Annotated in this window: 9 protein-coding genes; 8 read left to right on the top strand and 1 reads right to left on the bottom strand. The window is 59.6% G+C overall.

Going from position 1 to position 11,467, the window contains the following annotated elements:
• The first annotated feature begins 26 nt into the window (after positions 1-26).
• The 6 genes from argF (at position 27) to F0M18_RS18825 (ending at position 7,035) form a co-directional block, all read left to right on the top strand.
• Complete coding sequence (gene argF, locus F0M18_RS18800) at positions 27-941, top strand: ornithine carbamoyltransferase (protein ID WP_149612997.1); 915 nt, start codon at positions 27-29, stop codon at positions 939-941.
• Positions 942-1,471: 530 nt separating this feature from the next.
• Positions 1,472-4,348 carry a ribonucleoside-diphosphate reductase subunit alpha gene (locus tag F0M18_RS18805; protein WP_149612998.1) on the top strand — a complete coding sequence of 959 codons (2,877 nt, stop codon included), beginning with the start codon at positions 1,472-1,474 and terminating at the stop codon, positions 4,346-4,348.
• Positions 4,349-4,411: 63 nt separating this feature from the next.
• A complete protein-coding gene (locus tag F0M18_RS18810; RefSeq protein WP_149612999.1) occupies positions 4,412-5,752 on the top strand; it encodes a ribonucleotide-diphosphate reductase subunit beta in 1,341 nt (446 codons plus the stop codon).
• Between the two features lie 86 nt (positions 5,753-5,838).
• A complete protein-coding gene (locus F0M18_RS18815) occupies positions 5,839-6,027 on the top strand; it encodes a hypothetical protein (RefSeq protein ID WP_149613000.1) in 189 nt (62 codons plus the stop codon).
• Positions 6,028-6,095: 68 nt separating this feature from the next.
• The gene (locus F0M18_RS18820) at positions 6,096-6,359 is read left to right on the top strand and encodes a hypothetical protein (protein WP_149613001.1); all 264 of its coding nucleotides are present in this window, start codon (positions 6,096-6,098) and stop codon (positions 6,357-6,359) included.
• A 7-nt stretch (positions 6,360-6,366) separates the two neighbouring features.
• The gene (locus F0M18_RS18825) at positions 6,367-7,035 is read left to right on the top strand and encodes a VOC family protein (protein ID WP_149613002.1); all 669 of its coding nucleotides are present in this window, start codon (positions 6,367-6,369) and stop codon (positions 7,033-7,035) included.
• Here F0M18_RS18825 and F0M18_RS18830 read toward each other — a convergent pair.
• Positions 7,010-7,681, bottom strand: a complete 672-nt coding sequence (locus tag F0M18_RS18830) for a hypothetical protein (protein ID WP_149613003.1) — start codon at positions 7,679-7,681, stop codon at positions 7,010-7,012. The genes F0M18_RS18825 and F0M18_RS18830 overlap by 26 nt on opposite strands.
• A 256-nt stretch (positions 7,682-7,937) precedes the next feature.
• On the opposite strand from F0M18_RS18830, the gene fadB reads away from it, so the two are divergent.
• Together fadB and fadA are read left to right on the top strand one after the other, a co-directional pair.
• Positions 7,938-10,085, top strand: a complete 2,148-nt coding sequence (gene fadB, locus F0M18_RS18835; RefSeq protein WP_149613004.1) for a fatty acid oxidation complex subunit alpha FadB — start codon at positions 7,938-7,940, stop codon at positions 10,083-10,085.
• A gap of 28 nt (positions 10,086-10,113) precedes the next feature.
• The gene (fadA, locus tag F0M18_RS18840; RefSeq protein ID WP_149613005.1) at positions 10,114-11,295 is read left to right on the top strand and encodes an acetyl-CoA C-acyltransferase FadA; all 1,182 of its coding nucleotides are present in this window, start codon (positions 10,114-10,116) and stop codon (positions 11,293-11,295) included.
• The last annotated feature ends 172 nt before the right edge of the window (positions 11,296-11,467 follow it).

Below are 11,467 nucleotides of genomic sequence, written 5' to 3' on the forward strand. Positions count from 1 at the left end.
AAAGCAAGAAGCAGGACAGACTGACTATGGCTGACACGCGGCATTTCCTGACACTACTGGACTTCACCCCGGGCGAACTGCAGCAGCTCATCCAACGGGCGAGCAAAATGAAGCAGGACCACCACGCGCGCACCGACGAGCGCCGTTTCACCGGCCACGTGCTGGGGATGATCTTTGCCAAATCGTCCACCCGTACCCGGGTATCATTTGAAGCCGGGATGACCCAACTGGGCGGGCATGCCATGTTCCTGTCCCCGGACGACACCCAGCTTGGCCGCGGCGAACCTATCGAGGACAGCGCACGGGTCATATCCTCGATGGTCGATATCGTCATGATTCGCACCTTCGGCCATGACATTGTCGAAACTTTCGCGGCACACTCCTCCGTCCCGGTCATCAACGGGCTAACCGACGACTACCACCCCTGCCAGTTACTCGCGGATATGCAGACCTTCCATGAGCACCGCGGCAGCATCAATGGGAAAGTGGTGACCTGGGTGGGTGACGGCAACAACATGGCCCAGAGCTACATCAACGCGGCCCGGCAGTTCGATTTTGAATTGCGCATCGCCTGTCCCCCGGGTTTTGAACCTTCCAGCGAACTGCTCGCGGCAAATCGCGATCGCGTCAGCATTGTGCGCGACCCGAAGACTGCAGCGGAGGGCGCCCACCTGGTGGTGACCGATGTCTGGGCCTCCATGGGCCAGGAGGCCGAGCAAAAGGCCCGCGCCGCCGCGTTTGCGGGCTACCAGGTCAACGCCGAGCTGATGAGCCGGGCGGCCCCGGATGCGCTGTACATGCACTGCCTGCCCGCGCATCGCGGTGAAGAAATCAGCGCTGAGCTGATGGACGCGAGCGACACGGTCATCTGGGACGAGGCCGAGAATCGCCTGCATGCGCAAAAAGCGGTAATGGAAGCCCTGCTATTGGCAAATCGCTGAGCCAAGAGCCCACGCACGAACATCGCCTCGGGTGGCGGCAACCCCGGGTCGACTTTGCGCCGGGGGGGCATTGCCTGCAGTACCCCGGCCACCGAAACGCTCATTCCTTGCCCGAGAACGGCCACCCTCCCCGGCCATAAGACACGTTCGGAACTATCAACAAGTTATCCACAAAATAAACCCAGACTGGTGCCTTGCAAATCCGCCCCGGCCGCACTATCTTGTATATCGCTGACCCATAAACCCCAATATATGGGGTGAGGCGTGATCAAACAATGACCAATAGGCCTCATTTTGTCACCTCACTGTTACGCTTTTGCACACGTCTGGCGGCCAGGGGAACAGCCAGCCCGATGCGAGCTGGCAACGCGGGCAGCAGGCGGTATAGCGGGCAAGGCATGCGGCCAGGCACTGGGGCAGCCCGCCGCACCGGCGGCGATGTCCCACCAGGCCTCCCAAAGCCAGTCCCGTGGCAACAGCAGAGCCATGCACAACAATAAGGCCGCAGGCCAAATCAGTTCGGAGTAGCAATGCAGACAGATACTAACCAGGCCATTTCCGGCGCAGTGGACAACACCCACGGCCAGGCAACCGGCGCGGTCAGCGGTGGTATAGCCGCCACGGCGCCCGGACAGCTGCGCGTCATCAAACGTAACGGCACGGTGGTCGCCTTCGAGGAAAGCAAGATCTCAGTTGCCATAACCAAGGCATTTCTTGCGGTAGAGGGCGGCACGGCGGCGGCATCCAGCCGCATTCATGAGACCGTGGCGAAACTGACCGACCAGGTCGCCGCCACGTTCAGACGACGTATGCCCTCAGGCGGCACCATTCACATCGAGGACATCCAGGATCAGGTGGAACTGTCATTGATGCGTGCTGGCGAGCACAAGATTGCCCGGGACTACGTGATCTATCGGGAAGAGCAGGCTCGCAAACGCGCCGCCAAGGCCAGTCTCTCCCAGGAAACACAAGCCGCTGCCAGTGCCATCAATGTGGTGCAGGCTGATGGCAGCCGCGCTCCCCTTGACCTGGACCGTCTGCACACGATTGTCAGCGAGGCCTGCGTCGGGCTCGATGATGTCAGCGAAGCCGACATTCTCGATGAGGCGCTAAAAAACCTGTACGACGGGGTCACGGCGGACGAGCTATCCACTTCTCTCGTCATTACCGCGCGCACCATGATCGAACAGGAGCCCAACTACTCCTTCGTCGCGGCCCGGTTGCTTTCGGACAGCCTGCGCGCCGAAGCGCTCTCCTTCCTCGGCGTTGCCGAGACAGCCACGCAGGGGGACATGGAGCACTTGTACGCCCGCGCCCTGCCCGCCTACATTGCCCGGGGTATTGAGCTGGAACTACTGGCGCCAGAGCTGGCCAGCTTTGACCTGGAAAAACTCGGCCGCGCACTGCTGCCAGAGCGGGATCTGCAGTTCACTTACCTGGGCCTGCAAACCCTCTACGACCGCTACTTCATTCACAGCGCAGAGACACGCTTTGAATTGCCGCAAATCTTTTTCATGCGCGTTGCCATGGGACTGGCAGTGGAAGAAACCGCGCGCGATGACCGGGCGATCGAGTTCTACAAGCTCCTGTCATCCTTCGACTATATGAGCTCTACCCCGACGCTGTTCAACGCGGGCACATTGCGACCGCAGCTGTCCTCATGCTACCTGACCACGGTACCGGATGACCTGCATGGCATCTATGGCGCAATCCAGGACAACGCCATGCTATCCAAGTTTGCCGGCGGGCTGGGCAATGACTGGACGCCAGTGCGTGCCCTGGGCGCCTATATCAAGGGCACCAATGGCAAAAGCCAGGGCATCGTACCCTTCCTCAAGGTGGTGAACGACACGGCGGTTGCGGTCAACCAGGGCGGCAAGCGCAAAGGCGCGGTCTGCGCCTACCTGGAAACCTGGCACCTCGATATCGAGGAATTCGTAGAGTTACGTAAAAACACGGGCGACGATCGCCGTCGCACCCACGATATGAACACGGCCAACTGGATTCCTGACCTGTTCATGAAGCGCGTTTTCAATGGCGAGGACTGGACGCTGTTCTCACCCAGCGACGTACCGGACCTGCATGATCTCTACGGTCGAGCCTTCGAGCAGCGCTACCAGCAATATGAAGCGATGACCCGCAGCGGTGAAATCACGCTGTTCAAAACCGTCAAGGCGGAGAACCTGTGGCGGAAGATGCTGGGCATGTTATTCGAAACCGGGCATCCGTGGATGACCTTCAAGGATCCCTGCAACCTGCGGTCACCGCAGCAGCATGTAGGCGTGGTGCACTCCTCCAACCTGTGCACGGAGATCACCCTGAATACCAATGCCGACGAAATCGCCGTCTGCAACCTGGGCTCGGTGAACCTGCCGCAACATATTGACGACAATGGCCTCAACCTGGAAAAACTGCGCAACACCGTGCGCACCGCAGTGCGCATGCTCGATAACGTCATCGACATCAACTACTACTCGGTGGACAGCGCGCGCAATTCCAACTTCAAACATCGCCCGGTAGGCCTCGGCCTGATGGGCTTCCAGGATGCCCTGTACAGGCAGCACATTGCCTACGGCTCCGATCAGGCGGTCACCTTCGCGGATCGCTCGATGGAGGCCATCAGCTACTACGCGATCGAGGCTTCCAGTGAACTGGCGGCGGAACGCGGTACCTACTCGAGCTACCAGGGGTCGTTGTGGAGCCAGGGAATTTTCCCCATCGACTCAATCCAGAAGCTTATTGAAGAGCGCGGGGCCGATTACATTCAGGTCAACCAGGAGCAGACACTGGACTGGGCAAACCTGCGCGCACAAGTACTGCGCCAGGGCATGCGCAACTCCAATGTCATGGCGATCGCACCCACCGCCACCATCGCCAATATCACAGGAGTATCCCAGTCGATTGAGCCCACGTACCAGAACCTGTATGTGAAATCGAACCTGTCAGGCGAATTCACTGTGGTCAACCCGTACCTGGTCAAAGACCTGAAAGACCGCGGACTGTGGGATGGGGTGATGGTCAACGACCTCAAATACTTCGACGGTTCAGTGCAGGCTATAGATCGCGTGCCAGCGGACCTGAAAGCCATCTACGCGACTGCCTTCGAAGTGGAGCCCCGGTGGCTCGTCGACTCCGCAAGCCGACGGCAGAAGTGGATCGACCAGGCCCAGTCGCTGAATCTCTACATCAACAACGCCAACGGCAAGAAACTCGATATCACCTACCGGATGGCATGGTACAGCGGCCTGAAAACCACCTACTACCTGCGCTCACTCGCCGCAACGGGCACGGAGAAATCGACCATCGAGACCGGCGCACTCAATGCGGTATCCAGCGATACCGCGACGCCCGCGCCGGTGCCGGCGGCCTGCTCGCTGGACGACCCGGACTGCGAGGCCTGCCAGTAAGCGCAGGCGCAGAGCGGGCCAGGCAGCAGGATTCTGAAACGAACGACCAGGGAATAGCAACAGATGTTAAGTTGGGACGATTACCACAAGGAAGACACCACCCCGGCAGCGGCTGCGCCGCAGCCAGCTACCGCGCAGCCGCCGGTGCAAAAACCAGCCCACGTTGAAGCCCAGCCCGGGCGCCCCGTGCAACCCACAGAACCGCCGGTTACCCAGGCTGCGCCCATGCATGCCGAATCACCGGAGGCGGCCCCGAGCCCCGCTGCGAGCGTGGCACAGGCGACCACAGCAAACGCGCAGGCAGCCATTGACCCACTGGCGCGCGCAGCCGCTGCAGTGGCAGAGATTGATGTAGCCCGCGGACTGGAAGAGCTGGAAATGGGCGCAGCCAGAGTCTCTGTAGACGAAAAAGCCATGATCAACTGCCGCGCCGACCTGAACCAGCTGGTGCCATTCAAGTACGACTGGGCGTGGCAAAAATACCTGGACGGCTGCGCCAATCACTGGATGCCACAGGAAATCAACATGACCGCAGACGTGGCCACCTGGAAAAGCGCAGACGGTCTCAGCGAAGACGAACGTCGCATCATAATGCGTTCACTGGGTTATTTTTCCACGGCAGATTCACTGGTCGCCAATAATCTGGTGCTGGCCATTTACCGACTGATAACCAACCCGGAATGCCGCCAGTATCTCCTGCGCCAGGCGTTTGAAGAGGCCATCCACACCCATGCCTACCAGTACTGTATCGAGTCTCTGGGCATGGATGAGGGCGAGGTATTCAATATGTACCGCGAGGTACCCTCGGTGGCCGCCAAAGCCGCCTGGAGCCTGAGCCACACCCATAGTCTGTCGGATCCCACGTTCAACACGGGTACGCCGGAAACCGACCAGGAGCTGCTGCGCAACCTGATCGGCTTTTACGCAGTTACCGAGGGCATCTTCTTCTACTGCGGCTTTACCCAGATACTCTCCATGGGTCGACGCAACAAGATGACCGGTGTCGCGGAGCAATTCCAGTACATCCTGCGCGACGAGTCCATGCACCTCAATTTCGGCATCGATGTGATCAACCAGATCAAGCTCGAGAATCCACAGCTGTGGACAGACACCTTCCAGCAGGAGGTGGTACAAATGATTCTCGAGGGCACTGAACTGGAAGTGCAGTACGCGCGAGACACCATGCCGCGCGGCGTGCTGGGTATGAATGCCGCGATTATGGAGGAGTACCTCCACTTCATCGCCAACAGGCGGCTGTCTCAACTGGGGCTGCCGGAACAGTTTCCCGGGGCGCAGAACCCTTTTCCCTGGATGAGCGAGATTATGGACCTGCGCAAGGAGAAAAATTTCTTCGAAACCAGGGTCATCGAATATCAGACTGGCGGCGCATTGAGCTGGGACTGATGTCCCCTCATCGCGCCTGGCTTAACGCGAACAAACGCTATATTGACGCGACGACAATAACAACGGTGACGGCCGAGGATCATTGAATGTCTGACAAAAAGCCCAGCGAAACCGAAACCATCCTCATGGCACTGGACCAGATCAGCCAGACCATCGACGTTATGACCAGTGTGGTCAATCGGTTACGAAATTATGTGCAGCAACAGGAAGTCGCCGCCACCGAAAGCTCACAGGAACATGCGACAGAGGTCCAGACGGACCGCGTACTGCACTGAATCAACGGTGCGACGGGCACGCTGCCGCATGCCCTTGCGCCCCAATCGCCCGCTACTGAGCAGACGCCATGGAAACCGTTATCGTCGCTGCTGTCGTGATCGTTGCAGTGCTTGCACATGTTGCCCTGTATCGCTGGGTCCGATTCAAAATCCATGAAGGCGTCATTATCCAGTTCCTGCGTGACGCTGCGGAAAATGGCGCGGCTGGCAGCAGCGCTACCGACATTGCCGCGCACACCGAATTGCCCCTAAAGCGCGTTCAGGCAGTTTGTGCGCGCAGCAACGCCGTGTGCGCCGACGCCAGCACCCCGGACAATTGGCGAACCAACTGAGCAGCGAATGATTAGCGGATTCGACAGAATCATACTGGACGTACCCGACCTGCATGCAGCGCGGCGCGACTACGAAGTGTTGCTTGGTCCGCTGGCAGATGCTGACCAAATTCGTCTCGCCAACGTTGATATCCAGCTGCAAGCAGCTGGGCATCCGGGGCCGGCCGGTATTCGCGGCCTGGACCTGCGGGACGACGCGCTGCCCCCCGGCAGCATCGAGCCACTGAACACGGATACCAGGAAACTCGCGCTGGCGCGCACACACTTCAGGGATGCCGGTTACAGCGACTGCCACACTCGAACTGGCATCTATGCAGTCGACCACGTGGTATTGCAGTCAAACGACGCGGACGACTGCATCCGCCTGTTCAACCGGGACCTCGGCCTGCGCCTGGCACTGGACCAGGAGGTCCCTGAATGGGGCGGTCGCATGCTGTTCTTCCGCCACGGAAAGATGACCCTGGAAGTCATCCAGAGTACCAGGCAACCACCCGAGCAGGACTTTTTCTGGGGCATCACCTATCTCTGCCGGGACATTGACGAGACGGTTGCGGTGCTTGACGCAAGCGGGGTTGCGCATTCACCCATACGCACCGGGCGCAAACCGGGAACCCGCGTCACCACGATCAAGAGTCACTGCCTGGGGCTACCTACCCTGGTGATCGGGCCGGACTAGCCCCCGGTGCGCGCAACTGCACGCGAAACAGGATCATTGCCGTCAACACCAGTACCTCCGCACTGGACTCAAAGATCTCCTCAAACACCTGGCCGGTGACGTTATGGAAGACCGGTATCTGGTCCACTGCCTGGGAGAGGAAAAACACACCGGCCCAGGCCAGTGCAAACAAAGCCCAGGGCAGGCGACCGCGCAGGGCGGCCTTGAACGTGGGCGCCTGGGTCTTGAGATAGCGGTACAGCACTACCAGGAACAGGATAACGATCGCGGCAAGAAACAACTTGCTCGAGAGCGGTATCAGCTCGTGGCTGAAGAAGCGTTTGAACTGTGTGGCCTTGGCGTGTTCCGACACCTTGTAATGGTAGTCCGCCTCGCGCAATGCGTAGAACATCAACAGGTAGCTCAGCTGTGTATAAGCCACACGGCGCTGGCCATCGACCAAGACGAACAGGCAGGCAAGGCCGAAGGCGATAAATATGGCGGTCTGCCCCACCAGCTGCACCGGACCCTCATCCTCAATCAGTTGCTTTAGGTATACCTGGTCGTCCACGCCAAGCAGCCAGGTGGCCGACGCCACCATGCCAAGCAACAGAACCAGGAATATGGCGACAGTAACGCTTTGACCGGGATAGGGCTTGGGATGCATGAATGACCTGCGCAACGATTGATGGATAGGATGCGCGCACCATACCAGAATGCCGAAGCGGATTTCCGTGCACTATTGCCAGCTGTCTGCCCCACTGGACCACATAATGTATTCGCTGTAAACTTCCTGCCCTGCTGAGCGAGAGCGAACCGCGCCTGCACGTGGACCGTGGCGCCGACCTATGGCCAGCAGGATGCGCCTGGACTACACTTCATGGCCCCATAAACACCACACCAACCCGAGACAGGACACTGACATGATCTATGAGAGTGCCCAGCTAACGATCACACGCCTGGAAGGCGATATCGCAGAGCTGAACTTCGACCTTCAGGGCGAATCCGTCAACAAATTCGATAACGCCACCGTAACCAGCCTGACTGCCGGCCTGGATGCGCTGGAAGCCGAAAACGGTATCAAGGGCCTGCTGGTCACCTCCGGTAAGCCGGTGTTCATCGTCGGTGCTGATATTACTGAATTCACCAGTTTGTTCGGCGCGTCCAAAGATGACATCAAGCCCTTCACCGGCACCAACAACAAGAACTTCAATCGCATAGCGGGCCTGCCCTACCCCAGCGCTGTAGCCATCAATGGTTTCGCCATGGGCGGCGGCCTCGAGGTGTGCCTGGCCTGCGATTTCCGCGTAATGAGCACCGCCGCCAAGATCGGCCTGCCAGAAACCAAGCTGGGCATTCTCCCCGGCTGGGGCGGCACAGTCCGACTGCCGCGCATCATCGGCGTTGACGAGGCCGTCATGTGGATGGCGACAGGCGCCGACAAACGCCCTGATGACGCCCTGAAAGCGGGCGCGGTCGATGCCGTGGCAGCGCCGGACCAGCTCCGCGATGTGACCCTGGCCACCCTGCAGAATGCCATCGACGGCAACCTGGACTATGCCGAGCGCCGCGCGCGCAAGCATGGCCCACTGCCCCTGAATGACACGGAAGCCATGATGAGCTTCTTTACCATCAAGTCCATGGTCGCGCAGCAGGCCGGCAAAAACTACCCGGCACCCATCAAGGTGGTCGACGTGATCGAACAGGCCCGCTCCATGAGCCTTGAAGACGCGCTGGATGTAGAAGCGGACGGTTTCGCTGAACTCGCCACCACACCGGTCGCCTCTGCGCTGGTCGGTGTATTCCTGAACGACCAGTTACTGGGCAAGAAGGCCAAGGGCTGGGAAAAGCAGGCGGACAAGAAGATCGAACAGGCGGCGGTACTTGGCGCCGGTATCATGGGCGGCGGCATCGCCTACCAGAGTGCATTGAAAGGCACGCCAATCAAGATGAAGGATATCAACCAGGACGGCCTCGACCTGGGACTGTCCGAAGCCAACAAACTGCTGGCCAAGCGTGTGGCCCGCGGCCGCATGACACCGGACCAGATGGGCGACATCCTCAACAGTATCGACCCGACCCTCACCTACGCCGGCTTCGAGGACGTGGATATCGTCGTCGAGGCGGTGGTGGAAAACCCCAAGGTGAAACACGCTGTGCTGGCGGAAACCGAGAAACACATCGACAAGGACGCCGTACTGGCCTCCAACACGTCCACGATTTCCATCACCTACCTGGCGGAAGCGCTGGAACGTCCGGAAAACTTCTGCGGCATGCACTTTTTCAACCCGGTACACGCCATGCCTCTGGTGGAAGTCATCCGTGGCGAAAAGACCTCTGATGCGGCAATCGCGCGCACCGTGGCCTACGCCAACAAGATGGGCAAGAAGGCCGTGGTGGTAAACGACTGCCCCGGCTTCCTGGTCAACCGGGTGCTGTTCCCCTACTTCGGCGGCTTCAACATGCTGCTCCGCGATGGCGCAGACTTCCAGGCCATCGACAAGGTAATGGAACGCTGGGGCTGGCCCATGGGTCCGGCGTACCTGATGGATGTGGTCGGGATTGATACCGGCGTACACGCGGCCAACGTGATGGCAGAGGGCTTCCCCGACCGCATGCAGCCCGATTTCAAGAGCGCCACCGAAGTGATGTTCGAGCTGGACCGCTACGGCCAGAAGAACGGCAAGGGCTTCTACGAGTACGTGGAAGACAAGCGCGGCAAACCGAAGAAAACCGTTAACGAAGACGTCTACAACATGATTGCGGATGTGGTCGGCGAGCGCACTGAGTTCGACAAGGAAGACATCATCATGCGCATGATGCTGCCCATGGCCATCGAGATGGCCCGCTGTGTTGAAGAAGACATCGTCGGCACGCCTGCTGAAGCCGATCTGGCCCTGCTCTACGGCGTGGGCTTCCCACCCTTCCGCGGCGGTATCTTCCGCTGGATGGACACCGTGGGACTGGACGCGATCAAAGCGGCGTCAGAGAAGTTCGCCCATCTCGGCAAAGCCTATGAGCTGACCGATCGCATGAACGAAATGCTCGCCAATGGCGAGACCTATTACTGAGTCAGGGCAGGAATAAAGGAGAAATACTGTGAGTTTGAATCCGAGAGATGCAGTGATCGTCGACTACGCCCGCTCAGCAATGGGGCGCTCCAAGAACGGTTGCTTCCGCAACGTGCGCGCAGACGACCTGTCCGCCGCCGTAATCAAGGGCATGCTGGCACGCAATACGGCGCTGGATCCGGCCGAAATCGATGACATGATCTGGGGTGCCGTTATCCAGCGCGGTGAGCAGGGTATGAATCTGGCGCGCATGATCGTACTGAACGCCGAACTGCCGCACTCCATTCCCGCGCAGACGGTGAATCGCCTGTGTGGTTCATCCATGAGCGCCCTGCAAACCGCGGCGGCGAACATCATGGCTGGCGTGGGTGATGTCTACCTCGTGGGCGGCGTGGAACACCTGGGTCACCTGCCGATGATGGATCCCAGCAACGTGGATCCCAATCCGCGTATGGGCCGCTCCGTGGCCAAGGCCGCGGGCATGATGGGCATGACGGCGGAGTACCTGGCGATGATGCACGGCATCACCCGCGAGGCCCAGGATGAGTTCGGCATGCGTTCCCACCAACTGGCGCACAAGGCCACCATCGAAGGCAAGTTCAAGCGTGAGATCATCCCCATCGATGGTCACGACGAGAACGGCGCCCTGGTGTCAGTAGACGTGGACGAGACTATTCGGCCGGAAACCAACCTGGAAGACCTGGCCAAACTGCGGCCGTCATTCAACCCCCAGGGCGGCACCGTCACCCCGGGCCAGTCCTCACAGATATCTGATGGCGCCTCGGCGATGCTGATGATGTCTGCTGAAAAAGCCCAGGCACTGGGCCTCAAGCCTATCGCCAGGGTCAGGGCGATGACACTCGCGGGTGTTGATCCCTCCATTATGGGGTATGGGCCGGTTCCCTCAACCAAGAAGGCGCTTAAGCAGCTTGGTCTCAGCATCGATGACATCGACATGGTGGAACTGAACGAGGCCTTTGCGGCGCAGGCATTGCCGGTGCTGAAGGACCTGGACCTGCTCGACAAAATGGATGAAAAGGTCAACGTACACGGCGGCGCGATCGCCCTGGGCCACCCATTTGGCTGTTCCGGAACCCGCATCACCGGCTCACTGCTCAATGTCATGGAGGAACGTGATCTGACACTTGGCGTTTCCACCATGTGCATCGGCCTGGGACAGGGCATCACCACGGTGGTGGAGCGCGTCTAACCGGCTTCACCTGGCAAAAGGCCCGCTATACAGAGACTGTGTAAAAACACGCTCTAGCGGCCTTGAACTAAAAAGCCCAGCTGATTTCAGCTGGGCTTTTCTCTTTTCGGTACCTGATTCTCAGGGGGTGTATTACCTCATCGCCGCCAGCAACCTCGGCACACCCACCTCA

It is taken from the genome of Pseudohalioglobus sediminis (assembly GCF_008370495.1).
Classification (GTDB): domain Bacteria; phylum Pseudomonadota; class Gammaproteobacteria; order Pseudomonadales; family Halieaceae; genus Halioglobus.

What these genes read in the sequence shown, in the direction of transcription:
- argF (WP_149612997.1), top strand. Translation starts at nt 27, where the DNA reads ATGGCTGACACGCGGCATTTCCTGACACTACTGGACTTCACCCCGGGC.
- F0M18_RS18805 (WP_149612998.1), top strand. Translation starts at nt 1,472, where the DNA reads ATGCAGACAGATACTAACCAGGCCATTTCCGGCGCAGTGGACAACACC.
- F0M18_RS18810 (WP_149612999.1), top strand. Translation starts at nt 4,412, where the DNA reads ATGTTAAGTTGGGACGATTACCACAAGGAAGACACCACCCCGGCAGCG.
- F0M18_RS18815 (WP_149613000.1), top strand. Translation starts at nt 5,839, where the DNA reads ATGTCTGACAAAAAGCCCAGCGAAACCGAAACCATCCTCATGGCACTG.
- F0M18_RS18820 (WP_149613001.1), top strand. Translation starts at nt 6,096, where the DNA reads ATGGAAACCGTTATCGTCGCTGCTGTCGTGATCGTTGCAGTGCTTGCA.
- F0M18_RS18825 (WP_149613002.1), top strand. Translation starts at nt 6,367, where the DNA reads ATGATTAGCGGATTCGACAGAATCATACTGGACGTACCCGACCTGCAT.
- F0M18_RS18830 (WP_149613003.1), bottom strand. Translation starts at nt 7,681, where the DNA reads ATGCATCCCAAGCCCTATCCCGGTCAAAGCGTTACTGTCGCCATATTC.
- fadB (WP_149613004.1), top strand. Translation starts at nt 7,938, where the DNA reads ATGATCTATGAGAGTGCCCAGCTAACGATCACACGCCTGGAAGGCGAT.